The organism is Streptomyces sp. Y20 (assembly GCF_043195475.1).
Lineage (GTDB): Bacteria > Actinomycetota > Actinomycetes > Streptomycetales > Streptomycetaceae > Streptomyces.
In genome coordinates, this window is the sequence record NZ_JBIDDP010000014.1 from 141,050 (window position 1) to 159,344 (window position 18,295).

Sequence of the window (18,295 nt, forward strand, 5' to 3'; positions counted from 1 at the left end):
CCTCCCGTCGCCGGCCTTCGCCGTGCCCGCGCCGCCGCCGTGTCAGCCGCTGTGCGCGTGGTGGTCGGTGCCGGCCTCCAGGTCGCCGCCGAGCGTGCCGCGCAGCGCCTTGACCGTGCCGTCGTCGCCGACGGCCACCCACTTGCGGCCGACCAGGTAGTGGCCGCCGTAGTCCTTCGCCTCGTTGATCCACTCGCGCTGGCCGCGGTCGGTGGCGAAGGTGGCGAGGACGAACCGCCCGTCGCCGTTGCGGCAGATCGCCTGGCGGATCTCGTCGGCGTCGGTCTGCATGTCCGGCTTGCAGCGCACCTCGGCGGCCAGGCGCTCCAGGCTGCCGGTCGCGGTGGGCGGCACCGCCTCGGTGCGGGCGCCCGGGGCGCAGCCCGCCAGCGCCGTCACGGCCGCGGCGCCGAGCAGCAGCCTTGTCAACCTCATCTGTTCCTCCGGTCCTGGTGAGCCGAGCATGCCCCAGCGCCCTCGGATACGGCTCCCGGGGGCGGTCCGCTCAAATCCCTCGCCGCGGCGCGCACACGTGTGCGAGGGTGACCCGGTGAACCAGGACTGGGAAGACCGCGTGGCCGCCGCCTGGGCGTCCTTCGACGGGTACCCGCAGGAGCGGGCGGACGAGTTCCGCGCGGTGATCGAGGGCCTCGTGGCCGAACTGCCGCCCGGCAGCCCGCTCGGCCCCTTCGAGTCGGCGTGCGCCTGGGACTCGACCGGCCGCTCGGACCGGGCGGTGCCGCTGTACCGGCTGGCGCTGGACCGTGGACTGACGGGATACAAGGGCCGCCGTGCCCGGATCCAGCTGGCGAGTTCCCTGCGCAACACCGGGCAGGCGGCGGAGGGGGTCCGGCTCCTCACCCCCGAACTGGACGCGCCGTCGGACGAGCTGGACGACGCGGTGCGCGCCGTGCTCGCCCTGTGCCTGTCCTCCCTCGGCCGCGACCGCGAGGGGCTCGCCCTCGTGCTGGGCGCTCTGGCCCCGCGTCTGCCGCGCTACCAGCGATCGATGGCCGCCTACGCGCGCGCCCTCGTCGAACCGGAGGCGTGAACCGGTCGTCCGGCGGTGACCAACCCACGGCTCGCTCGTTCTTCCGGACGTGCAGTCACAGGATGTAGCCCCGCGTCACGCACCCGCCTCCGCCGGTCCCGTCGGCGTCGAGCAGGCCGAGGCCGCGCTCGTCGAGCACTACGCCCGACTGGTACGGCTGGCCTACCTCGTGCTGCCGCCGGGCCCCGGCCGCAGCCGCCGCGTGCTGACCGCACACGCCCTCGCCCAGCGCGCCCTGCCCCGCGGCCGCAAGCGACCGGCCGTGATCCCGGCCCAGTCGCCGGGCCGGGAGGGCGACCCGGGGTACGCCTATCTGCGCGGCCGGGTCCTGCGGGCGGCCCTGGAGGCGGCCCGCCCGCGCACGGGCCTGCCCAGGCTCTCCCAGCTGCCGCCGCCGCTGCCCCTGGTGTGGGGCCTGCGGCTGATGCCGCGCTCGGGCGGAGCGGACGCCCTCGCGCTGGACCAGCGGCTGTCCGCCCTGTCCGCCCCGGCCCGCGCCGCCTACGTGCTGCGCGGCCTGGAGAAGCTGTCCGACCCGGACGTCCGCGAACTCCTCGAGGCCGCCGGCGTGGACGACCCGGGCGGCGCGCTCACCTCGGCGAACAGTGTGCCCGCGCACCCGGGGCTGCTCTCCTCCCCCGAGTTCGACCCGTGCGCCCTCCAGGCCCGGCCCACCGACCTGACGCGCCGCCACCAGCACACCAGAGCCGCACTCGCCGCCGCCGCCGCGCTCGCGGTGTGCGGCGCCCTGCTGGCCCTGCCGGGCGGCGGCTGGGGCCCGGACGGCGCCGCCGCGCCCGTCTACGCCGAGAACCCGGCCGCCGAGGCCGCCCTGGACCCCGGCAGGCTCACCCGGGTCTCCCCCACCGCCTGGCGGACGTCGGCCCGCACGGACTTCTCGGCGTGGCCCGCGCGCGGACCGCTCACCGGGGACCAGGCTCTGCTGCGCCGCGCCCTCGCGGTCTGGGCCCGCCCCGGGGAGACGGTCCACGTCCTGGCCCCCCCGGGCACCGCGACCGGCGGCCCGGCCGGCCCGCCGCAGCTGCTGTACGCGGGTGAGGTGGACAACGCCCGCGTGGTGATCCTGTACGACGGGCTGCGCATCGCCCGGTACGCCGAGCCGAGGGTAGGCACCGCGGGCGCGGCCCTCGACTTCGCCCGGGTCGACGGCGCGACGGGTGCCGAGGCGAGCGCGCTGGTGCTGGGCCGCTCCGACGGCAACGTCCGCTATCTGACCGCCCCTTGGGTGCGCAGGGCGGCCCAGCGTGACCTGGCGAAGCCGGATACGGCCGCGGTGCCGCTGACCGTGACCGACGGGGTGACCGCGCCGGTGGCCGGCCCCGCCCCGCGGTCCGGTTCCTGCACCTCGTGGACCGTGCTCCAGCTGACCGGACGGTCCGGCACCGAGGTGGCCAGCGACCTCGGCGAACTGGTGCCGGCCCATCTCACGGCCGGCCGCCCCGGCTCGCCCCGGGAGGTGACCGGTGGCGAACGGCTGCGCACCTGGGCGCCGTTCGCCTGCTCGCTGGCGGCCGAACGCTCGGCGGGCGTCCGGAGCGTCAACGCCTGGGCCTACTCCGAGCAGCCGCTGCCCGACGGCAGCGGGGACGGTTCGTGGGTGTGCACCCGGGCCGAGACCTGGCGCGGTGACGGCACGTCCGTGCTGGCCCAGTTCCGTACGCCGGGTGGGGCGGTCGGGGCGGTCGTCGCCAGGGGCACGGACGTGCCGGCCTGCGGGCCCCGGGATCCGCATGTGCTGGCCGGGGTGCTGTGGAAGTCGGGAGGCGGGCACTGGTACCTGCTGGCCGCGGGCAGCGCGGGGACGTCGTCGGTCTCGGCGACGGGCGGGGTGACCGCGTCGGCGCGGGGCCCGCTGCTGACCGCCAGGGCCACACAGGGCGTCCGGGCCGATCTGGCCGGCACACTGGCGGACGGGCGGCAGATCACCGGGCTGCGGTGATCGCCCCTCGGTGACACCGACGTCAACAAGGCGTAGCGCGGGGGTTCTCAGGCGCCGCACCCGCCCGTACATGGACGCCATGTCTCATGAGCAGACCCGGCCGGTGGAGTCAGCGGGTCGCTCTCAGGGCCCGCGACGTGTCCTTCTCGTGGGTGGACACACCGCCGCACCGGGTGCCCGGCGGGGCGCCGGCGACGCGGAGTTCCAGCTCGAACTGCGCCGCGGCGGGCGGACCCTGACCGTGCCGGCCGGCTCCTCGGTCCTGGCCGCCGTGCGGCGCGCGCTGCCCGACACCGCCTACTCCTGCGAGCAGGGGTTCTGCGGGACCTGCCGGCAGCGGGTGCTGGAGGGCGAGGCCGATCACCGGGACGGGCTGCTGACGGACGCGGAACGGACCGACTCCCTGCTGATCTGCGTCTCACGGACCCGGGGCGACCGCCTGGTGCTCGACATGTGAACACCGGCGGCCGAATCCGATCGGTAAGGTGTTCGCATGAGTACCGGGGTTCGCCGCAGGATGGGCGTCGAGGAGCGGCGGCAGCAGCTGATCGGTGTCGCCCTCGACCTCTTCAGCCGGCGCTCGCCCGACGAGGTCTCCATCGACGAGATAGCGACGGCGGCGGGCATCTCGCGTCCGCTCGTCTACCACTACTTCCCCGGCAAACTCAGCCTGTACGAGGCCGCGCTGAAGCGGGCCGCGGAGGATCTCGCGAGCCGTTTCGACGAGCCGCACGAGGGTCCGCTCGGTGCCCGGCTGCTGCGCGTGATGCGCCGCTACTTCGACTTCGTGGACGAGCACGGACCCGGTTTCTCGGCGCTGATGCGCGGCGGCCCGGCCGTGCCCGCGGACGGCATCGGCTCCCGGGAGCACGCGTCGGCGACCCACGCGCTCATCGACTCCGTACGGCAGGCCGCGTACGACCAGATGCTGTCGCACCTGGGCGTGACCGAGGCGCCCGCGCGGCTGGAACTGGTCGTCCGCTCCTGGATCTCGCTGGCCGAGTCCACGGCCCTGCTCTGGCTGGACGGCCGCCGCATCCCGCGCGCCGAACTGGAGACGCAGCTCGTGCACGACTTCGCCGCGCTGACCGCCGTGAGCGCCGCTCACGACCCGGACATGGCGGCGCTGGTGCGCACGATGATGCGGGACGAGCCGGCCGACGGCCCCTTCGCGGAGCTGGCCGGCCGGCTCATGTCCCTGGCGTCCTGAGCGCCGGCTACCGGTCGAACTTCCGGTACGACGCGTCGAGGTCACGGACCTCGGCGGAGGCGTGCAGGGTGACCGCCGCCTCCGCCACGTGCTCCCGGAGCAGTTCCAGGACCGCCTCGGTGAGCCTCGTCCTCGTCTCGTCGCTGCGGCCGGCGAGGAGCCCGATCGTCACGTGCACGACGGCGTGCCCGCGCGCCCCGGGGTCCTCGTACCCGAACACCGTGAGCGCGCTCGGCCGGAACTGCGTCTTGCAGGCCTCCGGCTTCGCCGCCGCGATCTCCACGGTCGCCTGGTGCAGCGCCCGCGCGAACCCCTCGCGGTCGAAGGCGTCCGCGACGGTGTCGGAGTAGTCGACGGTGATCTGCGGCATGCGCACTCCTGTTCCACGGCAATGGCCTCAGCCTAGTTCCCGGTCCGGGTGAACACCGCCACGGTCCGGGCCGGCACGGTGAAGGTACCCGAGCCGGTCGCGTAGGAGGCGCTCTTCACGACCGGGTCGGCGCCGGCGGCCTGCACCGGGTGCAGCCGGTAGTGCCGGCCGGTGAGGGCGCTGATCCGCTGCTCCTGCTGCCGGGGCGTGGCGTTGAGGACGACGACCAGGTCGCCGAGGCGCATGGTGATCACGCCGGGTGTCTCGTCCTTGCCGGACAGCGGGAAGGAGAGGTGCTCCTGCACCTGGGCGGCGGTGCCGAGGGAGAAGGCCTTCTCGCTCGTCCGGATCCGCAGCAGGTCCCGGTAGGCGGCAAAGGCCCCGGTGATCTGCGGGCAGCCGACTCTCACCGAGGTGAGCAGTGGCTTGGCGTACGTCCACTTGGACCGGTTGTCGGCGGCCATGGGCAGTCCACGGCCGAAGCCGTTGCCGTCGGCGCAGTTCCAGTGGATGGCGTTGAACCAGTCCCCGCTGTCGTGCGAGTTGCGGTCCAGGGACTTGGAGCGCAGCAGGTCGGTGCCCGCCTGGGACAGGGACGGGCCCTGGGAGAGGGTGGCCGTCGCCATGGCGAGGACCTGCATCCGGGCCCGGTCGGCGGCGCTCGTCGAGGCGGGCAGCTTGTAGGTCAGTGTGTCGAAGAGGGACTCGTTGTCGTGGGCGTCGGCGTAGGCCAGGGCGTCGCCGGGCGCGTCCGCGTATCCGGCGGGCGAGCCGTTGTAGTCGACACCGGCTCCGGTGACCTCCTTGCCGTCGCTGCCGGTGAAGGTGAAGGACTTCAGGTTGCCCGTCAGGCCGATCTTGATCAGGTCCTGGTAGTGCAGCAGCCGGGCCTTCTGTTCCGCCGTGGAGCCGTTGGCGGTGGAGGCGTTGGGGTCGGTGTAGAGGCCGGAGGCGAAGCCCTGGACGCCGGGGTCGGCGTCGAAGGGGCTGCCGCCGCGCACGGCGTCGCGGGCGCGGTCGGAGAAGGTGGCGATGCCGGTGCCGGCCATGTTCTTCTGGGTGGCCTGCACGAAGCGGGCGTCGTCGGCGACCTCGCCGAAGTTCCAGCCCTCGCCGTAGAGGATGATCTTCTTCCCGTCGACGCCGTCCTTCTGGGGTGTCAGCGCGTCGAGGGCCTTCCTGACCGCGAGGATGTTGGCCTTGGGGTGGTGGCCCATGAGGTCGAAGCGGAACCCGTCGACCTTGTACTGCTCGGCCCAGGTGACGATCGAGTCCACGACCAGCTTGCCCATCATGGCGTTCTCGGGCGCGGTATTGGCGCAGCAGGTGCTGTCGGCGACCGAGCCGTCGGCCAGGAGCCGCTGGTAGTAGCCGGGCACGATCCGGTCCAGGACGGAGGTGTCGGCCTGGCCGGCGGCCGCGGTGTGGTTGTAGACGACGTCCATGACGACCCGCAGGCCGTCCTGGTTCAGCGCCTTGACCATCTGACGGAACTGCACCGTGCGGGCGGTGCCGCCGGGGTCGGTGGCGTAGGAGCCCTCGGGGACCGTGTAGTGGTACGGGTCGTAGCCCCAGTTGTAGGCGTCCTTCGCGGCGGTCTTCGCCACGCACGCCTGCTGCTGGTCGGAGTCGGCCGGATAGGCGGCGAGATCGCAGTCCGGCGTCGCCCGGCCGGCCTTCTTCTCGGGGATCGTGGCGATGTCGAACGCGGGCAGGAGGTGGACGTAGGACGTGCCGGACTTCGCCAGCGCCTTCAGGTGCCGGGAGCCGTCGCTGTTCTTGTCGGTGAAGGCCAGGTAGGTGCCCTGGTCCTTGGCCGGGACGGTGCTGTCGGCGACGGAGAAGTCCCGGATGTGCAGTTCCTGGATCTGCGCGTCCCTCAGCGGTACGGCCCTGGGCTTGCGCAGCGCCGACCAGCCGGCCGGGGCGAGGGATCTGTCGTTCAGGTCGACGACGAGGCTGCGCTCCGAGTCGGCCGTGAGAGCCACGGAGTACGGGTCGGTGACCTTGTTGGTGACCAGCTTGCGGACGCTGGGCGCCCACACCTCGACGGCGTACCGGTAGGGCTTGCCCTTCCAGGACGCGGGGCCGGTGACGGACCAGACGCCGGTGGCGGGGTCGCGGTGCATCGCGACGCCGCGGCCGTCCAGGTCGAGACGGACGGACCGGGCCGTGGGCGCCCAGACGGAGAGCGTCGGCCTGCCGGCGTGGAAGACCGGGCCCAGTCGGGCCTTGGTGGCGCCCGGGTAGAGGTCGTCCAGCACACCGGCGGTCTGCACGCCGGTCGCGGCCAGCACGGCACCGTTGGCGGCCCGCTGCGAGGCGACGAGCTGCCCGGTGAGCGCCGCGCGCACCCGGTCCCGGTCGCGCGGGTCCACGGACCAGGCCGTGTAGCCCTTCAGGTGCGGGAACCTCGCCTTCTGCGCGTCGGTGAGCGCGGTCTTGGTCAGCCGCAGCCAGCGCTCGTCGTCGCTGGTCAGTGTCCCGTTCTTGACGGTGATCGAGCCGTCGCGGGAGTACAGCAGCTGGGTGGAGGCGGCGCCGCCGGTGCCGTCCCAGGCCACCGTGTCCCGGTCGATCCAGACCGCCTTGGAGGTGGTCAGGTCGAGGGCGGCGGCGCTGCCCGCGGGCTGCGGCAGCAGGTTCTGCTCCTGGCCGCTCACCAGCCACGCCTCGTGTCCGTCGGCGGTGAGGTCCAGGGACCGGTCGGTCGGGAGGTCTTTCTCGTCGCCCTTGTGGATGATGTAGCTGAGGCTGCCCGCGCCCTCGGTGAGGGGCACCTCGAAGACCGCGCCGTAGGTGTCGGTCTTCACCGGCTCCAGGGGTTGGGACCAGTCGGTGGGGTGAGCGGCGCCCGTCCAGACGTGCAGGCCCCAGCCGTCGTAGTTCCCGTCGCTCCGGTGGTAGTGGAGGACGGCCTTGGTCGTGTCCTGGGCCGGGTAGCCGGGCCGCTGGGTGCGGACGTCGGCCTTGCCCTGCTCGATCCACACCTCGCCCGTCCTGGTGACGTCGATCGACCGGTCGGCGGAGACGTCCTTGTCGCCGTTCTTGTCGACGACCAGGAAGCTGACGTTCGAGGCACCCGGCTTGAGCCGGACGTAGGCGAAGGCGCCGTAGGCGTCCCGGCCGGTGAAGGGGTGGCCGGCCGGCCAGGTCGTGGCCTCGCCGTCGGCGAGATCGCCCCAGGCGTACAGGCCCCAGTCGGTGTAGTCGCCGTCGGTGCGCTTGTAGTGGACGACCGCGTAGTCCCGGGAGGTGGCCGTGGGCACCTCGGGTGCGGGCGGGGTGCCCGTGCTGCTGTCCGCGGTGGCGCTCGCGGTGTGCCCTGCCGCGTCGACGACGACGGCCTTGTAGCGCAGGGCGGTTCCCGCGGGCACGTCGGTGCCGAGGGTCTGGGTGACCTGGTACGGGGCGTGGTCGGCGGAACCGAGGATCCGCCAGGGGCCGTTGCCGGTCTGTGCGGCGAAGACGACCCGGTCGAGCGGGCCGCCGCCGGTGCCGGCGCTGATCCTCACGGTGCCGGTGGCTCCGGCGGCGGGGGCCTTCAGGGTGATCGTGGGTCCGGTGGTGGGCGCGGCGAGGGTGCCGGACGCCTTGTAGACGACGGCGGAGCCGGCCGGGACGGTCACGGTGAGTCTGCGGTCGGCGTCGGATCGCAACGTACCGCCGGCTCCGTGGATGCCCCGGTAGGTCATGCCGGCCGAACCGGTCGGGAAGGTGGCCGTCTTCGCCGTGCCGGCGTTGTTGAGGGCGACGACGTACTCCTGGCCGGTTGCGGCGTCCGTCCGGGTGAAGGCGTAGATCCCGGCGCCGTCGGCCGCGTACCGCTCGGTCTGCACGCCGTCGGTCAGGGCCGGGTTGGCCTTGCGGAGGCGGGCGAGGCCGGCGATCTGCCGGTAGAGCGGGGCGTGGGTGTCGTAGGAGGCGCTCGCGTGGGTGCGGTCGGTGCCGATCTCGTCGTCGTCCAGGTAGTCGGCGACCTTGGAGGCGAACATTGTCTGGCGGGCGTCCTCGTCACCGCCGGAACCGGTGAAGCCCTGCTCGTCGCCGTAGTAGACGACCGGGTTGCCGCGGCTGAGGAACATCAGCTCGTTGGCGAGTTCGTCCTTCTTCAGGATCTCGGCGTCGGTCGCCCCGGGGTCGTCCTGCTTCAGGAAGTAGCCGAAGCGGCCCATGTCGTGGTTGCCGAGGAAGGTGACCTGCTCGTAGGCGTTGGCCTTGTCGGTCGTGTACGCGTAGTCGTCACCGAAGACGCCGGCGAGCCGCTGGGCGCTGCCGCCCCGGGAGGCGTAGGCGCGGGCGGCGTCCTGGAAGGGGAAGTCGAGGGTGGCGTCGAGGCGGCCCTGGGTGACGTACGGGGCGGTGACGGAGGTGTCGGCGGAGTACACCTCGCCGAACATGAAGAAGTTCTTCCGGCCGTGAGCGGCGGCGTACCGGTCGAGCGCGGTCGCCCACTGGGTCCAGAACGGCAGGTCCACGTGCTTGACGGTGTCGATCCGGAATCCGTCGACGGCGAAGTCCCTGACCCAGCGTTCGTAGATCCGCTCCATGCCGTGGACGACCTCGGGACGCTCGGTCCACAGGTCGTCCAGGCCGGCGAAGTCGCCGTAGGTGGCCGACTCTCCGGCGTACGTGGAGTCGCCGCGGTTGTGGTACATCGTCGGGTCGTTGAGCCAGGCCGGGACCTTGGCCTTGGCCGGGACCTCGGGGGTGCGCGGGAAGGAGGCGGCGTCGACGGCCGGGAACCCCTTGCCGCCGGCCGCGCGGTCGGCGTCGTCGAAGGGCCTGCCGTCCTCGGTCAGGTACGGGAAGGCGCCCTTGGACAGGTAGCCGTAGGACTTCTCCCGGTAGTCCACGAGGTCGGCCGTGTGGTTGGTGATGACGTCGAAGAAGACCTTCATGCCCTTGGCGTGGGCCTTGGAGATGAGGTTCCTCAGGTCCTGGTTGGTGCCGAAGTGCGGGTCGACCTGGGTGAAGTCGGTGATCCAGTAGCCGTGGTAGCCGGCGGAGGCGTCGGCGCCGGTGCCCTGCACGGGGCGGTTCTTGAAGATGGGCGCCAGCCAGATGGCGGTGGTGCCCAGGCCCTTGATGTAGTCGAGCTTGCCGGCCAGGCCCTTGAGGTCACCGCCCTGGTAGAAGCCCTTGCCGGTGGGGTCGTAGCCGGTACTGAGGCGGGAACCGGTGAGTCCGCCGCGGTCGTTGGACGTGTCGCCGTTGGCGAAGCGGTCGGGCATGACGAAGTAGAACTGTTCGCGCGTGTCGTCGTGCCGGGCGGGCTGGGCGGCGAGCTTCGCGTCCGAGGGGGGTGCGGGCGGGGTGGCGGCCCGGGCGGCCAGTGGCTGGACCAGGGCTGCGGCCAGGGCGACGACGGTGACGGCCGCCGCCCTTCTGCGATGCGGGGTACCGCGCGTGCGGGGCGCCGGCCATCTCGGTATCACAGGCGGTAACTCCTTGCGGTTGCGGCTCTCTTGGGGACGGCCCCGACGCCGGCGGCACACTGCGGCGCCGGGCGACCGCGCGACCGTACCGCCGGCAAAAAGGTTTCAGCAAGAGCCCTGAAACCATTGGCAAGAGATTTCAGGGACGGGGCGGAGGCGGGTCAGCAGCTCGGCTTGCCCGCGTAGAGCGCCAGGGCCGTGTCGGGGCCCAGGGTGGCGGTGAACCGACCGCCGGAGTCCACGGTCACCGTGGTGTTGTTCTGGACGTTGCAGTACGTGCCGGCCGCGAGCGACGTCTGGTAGGTGCGGGTCAGCGACGAGGACTCGTGGTTGATCGCCACGTACCCCTTGGTGCCGCGCCCGAAGGCGATGGCGTTGTTGCCGTTGTCCCACCAGTTGGAGACCGCCTGTCCGCGGGTGAGGTTGCGGAAGGCCACCATGGACCTGATCTCCGGCCAGGCGTGCTGGCACTTCCAGCCGTCCTGCCAGCAGGCGTTGACCTTGCCCCCGTTGGGCGGCCCGGCGTCGGCGTCGGTCCACTCGTAGCCGGAGTTGATGTCGGGGGCGCCGTAGGGCCAGGCGAGCATGAAGACGTTGGCCAGGGTGTAGTCGGCGCCGGCCTTGTAGTTCAGGGTGCTGCCGTTGCGTTCGGTGTCGTGGTTGTCCACGAAGACGCCGGCCACCGAGCCGTTCAGATAGCCCCAGCCCTCGCCGTAGTTGCTCAGGTAGGCCAGCTTCTCGCCGGTGAAGACGCGTTTGAGGTCGTAGGCGTAGCGGAACTCCTGGACGTCTCCGTTGCCGGTGTACTCGGTGGGCTGGACGGCCTCGCCGGCGCCGTAGATCACCTCCTGCTTCCAGTAGACGCCGGGGTTGGCCAGCCGGCTCTTGATGTCGGCCAGGTCGGCGCTGTCGATGTGCTTGGCGGCGTCGATGCGGAAGCCGTCGACACCGAGGGAGAGCAGGTCGTTGAGGTAACCGGCGATCGTCTTGCGGACGTACTCCTCGCCGGTGTCCAGGTCGGCCAGGCCGACGAGTTCGCAGTGCTGGACGTTCCAGCGGTCGGCGTAGTTCGACACCCGGGAGGTGCAGTCGTCGAAGTCGTACGAGGAGTACAGGCCGGGGTAGCTGTACTTCGTGTACGCCGTGCCGCCGGTGCCGGTGCCGCTGCCGGCCGACATGTGGTTGATGACCGTGTCGGCGACGACCTTGACGCCCGCGGCGTGGCAGGTGTTCACCATGTTCTGGAAGGCGGCCCGGTCGCCGAGACGGCCGGCGATCCTGTAGGACACCGGCTGGTAGGACGTCCACCACTGCGAGCCCTGTATGTGCTCTGCGGGCGGGGAGACCTGGACGTAGCCGTATCCGGCGGGGCCGAGGGTGGTGGTGCACTCCTTGGCGACCGAGGCGAAGTTCCACTCGAAGAGGACGGCGGTGACGTCCTTGGTGCCGGGCGGGGAGGCCTCGGCGCTCGTCGGGTTCATGCCAACCATGAGGGCGGCTGCGAGGGCGAGCCCCGCGGGGAGGATCCTGCGTGCCATGTGGGGTTCCTTCGACGCTGAAGGTTCTTGCTGCAATGTCTGAAAATTGCAGTGACGCAGATGTTAAAGGCCCGCTGCCGGAAAAGGCAGCGGGCCGGTGTGAAGTTGATGCAAGAAGTTTCCAACGATCCGTCAGACCGCGGCGGACCACCACACGGTCGTGTCGGCGGGGACCTGCGCCTCGCCGCCGCCGGTCTCCGCGACCTCGCCGCTGCTGAGCAGCACCCGGCCGTACGCCGGGGTCCGCACCGTCTCGCCCGTGGTGTTCGCGACGCAGACGAAGTCGCCGCGCCGGAAGGCCAGTACGCCCTCGGGCGCCCGCAGCCACTCCACCGCGTCGCCCGCGCCGAGGTCCGGCCGCGACCGGCGCAGCCGCAGCGCGGTGCGGTACAGCTCCAGGGTGGAGTCCGGCGCGCCGGTCTGCGCCTGAACGCTCAGCTCGCCCCACTGAGCCGGCTGCGGGAGCCAGCTCCCGCCGTCGCCGAAGCCGTACGAGGACCCCTCTCGGGTCCACGGGATCGGCACCCGGCAGCCGTCGCGGAAGCCGTCCTGGCCGGCGCCGCGGAAGTAGGCCGGGTCCTGGCGCACCTCGTCGGGCAGGTCGACGACGTCCGGGAGGCCCAGCTCCTCGCCCTGGTAGACGTAGGCCGAGCCGGGCAGGGCCAGCATCAGCAGGGTGGCCGCCCGGGCCCGCCGGAGCCCCAGTCCGCGGTCGCCCGCGGTGCGGATCTGGGTGCCGAGGCCGGGCGGGTTGGCGAAGCGGGTGGCGTGCCGGGTGACGTCGTGGTTGGACAGCACCCAGGTCGCGGGGGCGCCGACCGGGCGCATGGCCTCCAGGGTGCGGTCGATGACCGCGCGCAGTTCGCCCGCGTCCCACGCCGTGCCCAGGTACTGGAAGTTGAATGCCTGGTGCAGTTCGTCGGGGCGGACATAGTGGGCGGTGCGCTCGACGGTCGGGGTCCAGGCCTCGGCGACGAAGATCCGCTCACCCGCGTACTCGTCGAGGATGCCGCGCCACTGGCGGTAGATGTCGTGCACGCCGTCCTGGTCGAAGAACGGCATGACATCGTTGCCCAGCAGCTTCAGCTGCTCGTGCGACCCGAGATCGGGCAGGCCCTCCGCCTTGACCAGGCCGTGGGCGACGTCGATCCGGAAGCCGTCGACGCCCATGTCCAGCCAGAACCGCAGGATGGAGCGGAACTCGTCGCCGACCGCCGGGTGGTTCCAGTTGAAGTCGGGCTGCTCGGGGGCGAAGAGGTGCAGGTACCACTCGCCGGGGGTGCCGTCCGGCTCGGTCACCCGGGTCCAGGCCGGGCCGCCGAAGATGGATTCCCAGTCGTTGGGCGGCAGTTCGCCGTTCTTCCCCTTGCCGGGACGGAAGTGGTAGCGCTCCCGCAGCGGTGAGCCGGGGCCCTCGGCGAGGGCCCGCTTGAACCACTCGTGCTGGTCCGAGGAGTGGTTGGGGACCAGGTCGACGATGATCCGCAGACCCAGTCCGTGCGCGTCGCGGATGAGCGCGTCGGCGTCGAGGAGGCTGCCGAACATGGGGTCGACGGCGCGGTAGTCGGCGACGTCGTAGCCGGCGTCGGCCTGCGGGGAGGCGTAGAAGGGGCTCAGCCACACGGCGTCGACGCCGAGGTCGCGCAGGTACGGGAGGCGGGAGCGTACGCCTTCCAGGTCGCCCATGCCGTCGCCGTTGCTGTCGGCGAAGCTGCGCGGATAGACCTGGTAGATGACCGCGTCCCGCCACCAGTCGCGGCGGTCGGCGACGGTGGCGGCGAGGTGGCGGGCCGGTGCGGCGGAGTGCTGCTGGCTCATGGCGTCCTTGATACGTGACAGGGGCATGGTGGGCGTGGATACGGCGGCGGTCGGAGGGTTGCGAGGCGGGCCGCGGGGCCGGCGGGGTCCGGTCGTCCCCCCCCCGGAGCGGCGGGGGGAAGGCCCGCGCGGCCCGCCCACCCGCGCGGCCGGGCCGCGCGGGGGTCTCCGGCGGGCGTCAGCCCTTGGTGCCGCCGGCGGTGAGACCGGTGACGAGGTTCTTCTGCACGAGGTAGAAGAACACGGTCACGGGTATCGCGATCAGCACCGCGGTGGCGGCCATGTAGTTCCACTGGGCGTCGTGCTGGCTGACGAAGGTCTGCAGGCCGACGGCGAAGGTGTACTTGGAGTCGTCCAGCATGAAGGTGGTCGCGAAGGCGACCTCCCCGACGGCGGTGATGAAGTTGTAGAACGCGGCGACGGCAAGGCCCGGACGGGCCAGCGGCAGGATCAGCCGGAAGAAGGTCCCGAACGGGGTGAGCCCGTCCACGCGTCCGGCCTCGTCGATCTCGAAGGGGATGGTGTCGAAGTACCCCTTGAGCAGCCACGCGCTGTACGGCACGGCGGTGGTGCAGTTGATGATGATCAGCGACCAGTAGCTGTCGATGAGGCCGAGTTCGCCGAAGATCTCGTACATCGGCACGATCAGGATGGCGATCGGGAAGGCCTGGGTGAGCAGCAGGACCCACATGAGCTGCTTGTAGCCGGGGAAGCGCATGCGGGAGACCGCGTAGCCGGTGGTCGCGGCGACGAAGACACCGATGAGGGTGGTGCCCAGGGCCACGATCATCGTCGACCTGAACCAGTCGAAGAATGCGGTGTGCTCCAGCACGAAACGGTAGTTGCCGAAGGTCAGCCTGTCCGCGATCTTGCCCGGGTGCAGGTAGTCGTCCTTGCCCGGGCCGAGGGACAGGTAGAACAGCCAGGCCACCGGGGCCAGGGCGATGAGGCTCGCCGCGGTGAGGCCGCCGTGCAGCAGGGCGGTGCCGAGCGGGCCGCTCTCACCGCGCCGGCGGGTGCGGCGCCGGGGCGCGGCGGCGGAGGCCGGCGTGGTCCGGGTCTTTTCCAGGGTCGGGGTGCTCATGGCGGCGGCTCCTGCGGCGTCAGACGGCGAGCTGGTCATTGCGCTTCAGCCAGCGGAAGTAGAAGGAGGTGAAGACGGTCAGGATCGACAGCAGCAGCACGCCGTACGCGGCGGACTGGGCGAAGTCGCGCGGCTGCTGGCCGAAGCCGAGGTAGTAGGCCCAGGTCACGAGGATCTGGGCGTCGGGCGCGCCGGCCGGGCCGAAGAGCAGGAAGATGATGGCGAACTGGTTGAACGTCCAGATGATGCCGAGCAGGACGACGGTGGAGCTGACCGAGCGCAGGCCGGGCAGGGTGACGTGGCGGAAGCGCTGCCAGGCGGTGGCGCCGTCCATCTCCGCGGCCTCGTAGAGCGAGGAGTCGATGGACTGGAGGCCGCCGAGCAGGGAGAGCATCATGAACGGCACACCGCACCAGGTGTTGACCATGATGGCGGCGAACCGCTGCCAGAACGTGTCCTCCAGCCATTGCGGCTGGGGCAGGTGCAGGGCGCCGAGGATCTGGTTGAGCACGCCGGAGTCGGCGAGCATGATCCGCCAGGAGAAGACGGTGACGAAGGTCGGCACGGCCCAGGGCAGCACGAGCAGCAGCCGGTAGACGGTGCGGCCGCGCAGTTTCTGGTCGAGCATGAGCGCGAGGCCGAGACCGATGGTGTAGTGCAGGGCCACGCAGGCGGCGGTCCAGAAGACGGTCCACAGGAAGTGCGACCAGAACCGGTCGTAGGCCGTCGGGCCGAACAGGATGTCCTTGTAGTTGTCCAGGCCGATGAACCGGTAGGTGGCCGCGATGTGGTTGACGCCGATGGTGCGAGCCGAGTTGAGGCTGTTGGCGTCGGTGAGGGTGAGGTAGACGCCGCGGAACAGCGGGTAGGCGACGATGCCGCCGAGCACGGCGACCACCGGGGCGATCATCGCGTAGGCGTACCAGTGCTTCTGGTAGCCGTTCCTGATGCGCTGCCCCAGCCCGGGCCGAGGCGCGCGGTCACCGCGGCGCTTGCCGGTCGCGCGGTCGATGGCGACTGTCATGGTTCGACACCTTCAAAGATCAAGGATGCGGGCTGGGTACAGGGCGGTGGCCGCCGGATCCCTCCCCTCCTGGCGAGGGGATCCGGCGGCCACTGCGGCTCACTTGCTGAAGTCGGGCACCAGCTTGGCGATGGCCAGCTCGACGTTGCCCAGGCCCTTGTCGAGGGACTCCCGGCCCGAGGCGATCTTGGGCAGTTCGGTGTCCAGCGGACCCCACAGGGAGCTGTACTCGGGCAGCGCCGGGCGCGGCTGGGCGGAGGCGAGGACGCCCTGGTAGCCGGCGATGCCGGGGTCGGCCTTGACCTGGGCGGTGTAGGCGTCGGAGCGGGTCGGCAGGGTGGAGTTCTTCAGGGCGACGGCCTCCTGGGACTTCGCGGAGGTCATGAACTTGACGAACTTCAGGGCCGCCGCCTGGTGGGCCTTGTCCGAGCCGGCGTAGACCGAGAGGTTGTGGCCGCCGGTCGGGGCACCCGCCTTGCCGGCGGAGCCGGCCGGGACGGTGGCGATGCCGAGGTTGGCCTTGTCCTTGAAGGCCGCGCCCTGGTAGAAGTTCGTGATCTCCCAGGGGCCCTGGATGATCGCGGCGACCTTGCCGTTGACGAACGCGTCCTGGATGTGGGCGTAGGCGTCGGCGGTGGTGTCGGCCTTGTGCAGGCCCTTGCCGGAGAACGTGCTCAGCCAGGTGCCGTAGGCCTTCTTGGCGGCGGCGGAGCCGACGGTGATCTTCTTCGCGGCGGCGTCGACCGTGTCGGTGCCCTCGCCGTAGAGGAAGGTCTGCGCGTAGTAGCCCGCGGTGGAGCCCCAGTAGCCGTCGGCCTTGGTCTTCGCCTGGATCCTGGCGGCGTCGGACTTCAGCTCGTCCCAGGTCCTGGGCGCCTGGCCGATGCCGGCCTTCTTGAACAGCGCCTTGTTGTAGACCAGGGCGAGGGTGTCGGTGACCAGCGGGACGCCGTAGGTCTTGCCCTGGTACTGGGCCTGCTTGATCAGGCTCGGCTGGAACTTCGCCCGGTCGGCGAGGGCCTCGGTGCCGTCCAGCGGCAGGAAGAAGCCCTTCTTGGCGAAGGCGGGGGTCCAGCCGACCTCGGAGCGCAGCACGTCCGGGGCGCCCTGGGAGCCTGCGGCGGTGTCGAACTTGTTCTGCGCCTGGTCGAAGGGGACGTTGACGTACTTGACCTTGATGTTCTTGTTGGCGGTCTCGAACTGCTGGACCAGGGTCTTGTACGTCGGCGCCTCATTGGTGGCGTTGGAGGTGTCCCACCAGGTGATGGTGACCGGGCCGTCCGACTTTCCGCTGTCGCTGTCGCTCCCGCCGCACGCCGTCGCCGTGAGGGCGAGGGACGCCACCAGCGCGGAGGCCGCTATGCCACGCCGCATGAGTTCTCCTTGAGGGTTAAGCCCGAGTGGTACAGGAGGCGGTACCGCCCGCCCCTGCGACTTGCCGACTGCGCCGTTGCCACGGCCGGGCGACTGGGAACGTAACAGCGATGTAAGCGTTGCGAAAGACCTTGCAGAAAAAAAGTGCAAGGGAGCACGATGGTTACCCACCCGTGACCGGCTCTCGACCGCGGCGCGACCCAAGGGGGGAGCGGCTGAGCGGCGAGGACCGCTCCTGTGCAAGACTCTGCAAGCTCTTGCCGCCACATCACCGAGGGAGCGCGATGAAGCAGCAACCCACGGCAGGCCCCCCGGCCGCCCGCGCCCGGCGTCCGGCCGGTGTGCAAGGGGACATACGACCGGTACAGTCCGGTGGCGTGACCACACGGCTTGCCGATATCGCTGCGCAGGCGGGGGTGAGCGAAGCGACCGTCAGCCGGGTCCTCAACGGGAAGCCGGGCGTCGCCGCCACCACCCGCGAGTCCGTGCTGGCCGCGCTGGACGTGCTCGGCTACGAGCGTCCGGTGCGGCTGCGCCAGCGCAGTGAGGGCCTGGTGGGCCTGATCACGCCGGAGCTGGAGAACCCGATATTCCCGGCCCTGGCCCAGGTCATCGGCCAGGCGCTGACCCGCCAGGGGTACACGCCTGTGCTCGCCACGCAGACCCCGGGCGGGTCGACGGAGGACGAGCTGACCGAGATGCTGGTGGACCGCGGGGTGGCCGGGATCATCTACGTCTCCGGGCTGCACGCCGACACCACCGCCGACACGCAGCGCTACGAGCGGCTGCGCGCGCAGGGCGTGCCGTTCGTGCTGGTGGACGGCTTCTCGCCGAAGGTGCAGGCGCCGTTCATCTCCCCCGACGACCGGGCGGCGATGGCGCTGGCGGTCACACATCTGGTGTCGCTGGGGCACACCCGGATCGGGCTGGCGCTCGGGCCGAAGCGGTTCGTGCCTGTACAGCGCAAGATCGAGGGCTTCGTGCGGACCGTGCAGGAGCAGCTGGGGATCCCCGCGCAGACCGTCGAGACGGAGCTCGTCCAGCACTCGCTGTACACGCTGGAGGGCGGTCAGGCCGCCGCGGCGGCGCTGATCGAGCGCGGCTGTACGGCGGTGGTCTGCGCCAGCGACATGATGGCCCTGGGGGCGATACGGGCGGCCCGGCAGCGGGGCCTGGAGGTGCCCCGGGACGTGTCGGTGGTCGGGTTCGACGACTCCCCGCTGATCGCGTTCACCGACCCGCCGCTGACCACCGTCCGCAAGCCGGTCCCGGCGATGGGGCAGGCGGCGGTGCGCACGCTGCTGGAGGAGATCGGCGGGACCCCGGCGCCGCACAGCGAGTTCGTGTTCATGCCGGAGCTGGTGGTGCGGGGGTCCACTGCCTCGGCCCCGCGCGCCCTGCGTGCCTCGTAGAAGGTGCGCCGCCGAT

The 18,295-nt window shown here is 71.6% G+C and carries 12 protein-coding genes and 1 pseudogene; 5 read left to right on the plus strand and 8 right to left on the minus strand.

Annotated elements, in window-relative coordinates; all coding sequences use genetic code 11:
• Positions 1 to 42 precede the first annotated feature (42 nt).
• Positions 43 to 435 (minus strand): hypothetical protein, encoded by a 393-nt coding sequence (locus tag ACGFT1_RS29240; RefSeq protein WP_356825254.1) that lies wholly within the window; start codon positions 433 to 435, stop codon positions 43 to 45.
• A 97-nt stretch (positions 436 to 532) separates the two neighbouring features.
• Here ACGFT1_RS29240 and ACGFT1_RS29245 point away from each other — a divergent pair, with 97 nt between their 5' ends.
• From ACGFT1_RS29245 to ACGFT1_RS29260, 4 genes and pseudogenes are all read left to right on the plus strand, one after another.
• Positions 533 to 1,051, plus strand: a complete 519-nt coding sequence (locus tag ACGFT1_RS29245; protein ID WP_373911981.1) for a tetratricopeptide repeat protein — start codon at positions 533 to 535, stop codon at positions 1,049 to 1,051.
• A 49-nt stretch (positions 1,052 to 1,100) separates the two neighbouring features.
• Complete coding sequence (locus tag ACGFT1_RS29250) at positions 1,101 to 3,011, plus strand: hypothetical protein (protein WP_373911982.1); 1,911 nt, start codon at positions 1,101 to 1,103, stop codon at positions 3,009 to 3,011.
• Between the two features lie 202 nt (positions 3,012 to 3,213).
• Positions 3,214 to 3,468, plus strand: a pseudogene (locus ACGFT1_RS29255) (2Fe-2S iron-sulfur cluster-binding protein); the annotation flags it as partial.
• Between the two features lie 36 nt (positions 3,469 to 3,504).
• Positions 3,505 to 4,221 (plus strand): TetR/AcrR family transcriptional regulator, encoded by a 717-nt coding sequence (locus tag ACGFT1_RS29260; protein ID WP_373911983.1) that lies wholly within the window; start codon positions 3,505 to 3,507, stop codon positions 4,219 to 4,221.
• Positions 4,222 to 4,228: 7 nt separating this feature from the next.
• On the opposite strand, the gene ACGFT1_RS29265 is transcribed toward ACGFT1_RS29260, so the two are convergent.
• The 7 genes from ACGFT1_RS29265 to ACGFT1_RS29295 all read right to left on the minus strand — a co-directional run bounded on the left by ACGFT1_RS29265 (position 4,229) and on the right by ACGFT1_RS29295 (position 16,867).
• The gene (locus ACGFT1_RS29265; protein WP_373911984.1) at positions 4,229 to 4,591 is read right to left on the minus strand and encodes a 5-carboxymethyl-2-hydroxymuconate Delta-isomerase; all 363 of its coding nucleotides are present in this window, start codon (positions 4,589 to 4,591) and stop codon (positions 4,229 to 4,231) included.
• Positions 4,592 to 4,623: 32 nt separating this feature from the next.
• Positions 4,624 to 10,029 (minus strand): pullulanase-type alpha-1,6-glucosidase, encoded by a 5,406-nt coding sequence (gene pulA / locus ACGFT1_RS29270; RefSeq protein WP_373911985.1) that lies wholly within the window; start codon positions 10,027 to 10,029, stop codon positions 4,624 to 4,626.
• Between the two features lie 161 nt (positions 10,030 to 10,190).
• On the minus strand, positions 10,191 to 11,567 hold the full coding sequence (locus ACGFT1_RS29275; protein ID WP_373911986.1) for an alpha-amylase family protein: 1,377 nt from the start codon (positions 11,565 to 11,567) through the stop codon (positions 10,191 to 10,193).
• A 132-nt stretch (positions 11,568 to 11,699) separates the two neighbouring features.
• A complete protein-coding gene (locus tag ACGFT1_RS29280; RefSeq protein ID WP_373912067.1) occupies positions 11,700 to 13,385 on the minus strand; it encodes a glycoside hydrolase family 13 protein in 1,686 nt (561 codons plus the stop codon).
• A gap of 178 nt (positions 13,386 to 13,563) precedes the next feature.
• Complete coding sequence (locus tag ACGFT1_RS29285) at positions 13,564 to 14,469, minus strand: sugar ABC transporter permease (RefSeq protein WP_373911987.1); 906 nt, start codon at positions 14,467 to 14,469, stop codon at positions 13,564 to 13,566.
• A 19-nt stretch (positions 14,470 to 14,488) separates the two neighbouring features.
• Entirely contained in the window at positions 14,489 to 15,493 is a 1,005-nt protein-coding gene (locus tag ACGFT1_RS29290) for a carbohydrate ABC transporter permease (protein ID WP_373911988.1), read from the minus strand.
• A 99-nt stretch (positions 15,494 to 15,592) separates the two neighbouring features.
• The gene (locus ACGFT1_RS29295; RefSeq protein WP_373911989.1) at positions 15,593 to 16,867 is read right to left on the minus strand and encodes an extracellular solute-binding protein; all 1,275 of its coding nucleotides are present in this window, start codon (positions 16,865 to 16,867) and stop codon (positions 15,593 to 15,595) included.
• Positions 16,868 to 17,244: 377 nt separating this feature from the next.
• Between ACGFT1_RS29295 and ACGFT1_RS29300 the strand changes: the two genes are divergently transcribed.
• Entirely contained in the window at positions 17,245 to 18,279 is a 1,035-nt protein-coding gene (locus ACGFT1_RS29300; protein WP_373911990.1) for a LacI family DNA-binding transcriptional regulator, read from the plus strand.
• Positions 18,280 to 18,295 lie beyond the last annotated feature (16 nt).

Excerpts from the sequence above, each read along its gene's own strand:
- ACGFT1_RS29285 (WP_373911987.1), bottom strand. The coding sequence starts at position 14,469 with ATGAGCACCCCGACCCTGGAAAAGACCCGGACCACGCCGGCCTCCGCC.
- ACGFT1_RS29260 (WP_373911983.1), top strand. The coding sequence starts at position 3,505 with ATGAGTACCGGGGTTCGCCGCAGGATGGGCGTCGAGGAGCGGCGGCAG.
- ACGFT1_RS29240 (WP_356825254.1), bottom strand. The coding sequence starts at position 435 with ATGAGGTTGACAAGGCTGCTGCTCGGCGCCGCGGCCGTGACGGCGCTG.
- ACGFT1_RS29275 (WP_373911986.1), bottom strand. The coding sequence starts at position 11,567 with ATGGCACGCAGGATCCTCCCCGCGGGGCTCGCCCTCGCAGCCGCCCTC.
- ACGFT1_RS29265 (WP_373911984.1), bottom strand. The coding sequence starts at position 4,591 with ATGCCGCAGATCACCGTCGACTACTCCGACACCGTCGCGGACGCCTTC.
- ACGFT1_RS29295 (WP_373911989.1), bottom strand. The coding sequence starts at position 16,867 with ATGCGGCGTGGCATAGCGGCCTCCGCGCTGGTGGCGTCCCTCGCCCTC.
- ACGFT1_RS29280 (WP_373912067.1), bottom strand. The coding sequence starts at position 13,385 with ATGAGCCAGCAGCACTCCGCCGCACCGGCCCGCCACCTCGCCGCCACC.
- ACGFT1_RS29290 (WP_373911988.1), bottom strand. The coding sequence starts at position 15,493 with ATGACAGTCGCCATCGACCGCGCGACCGGCAAGCGCCGCGGTGACCGC.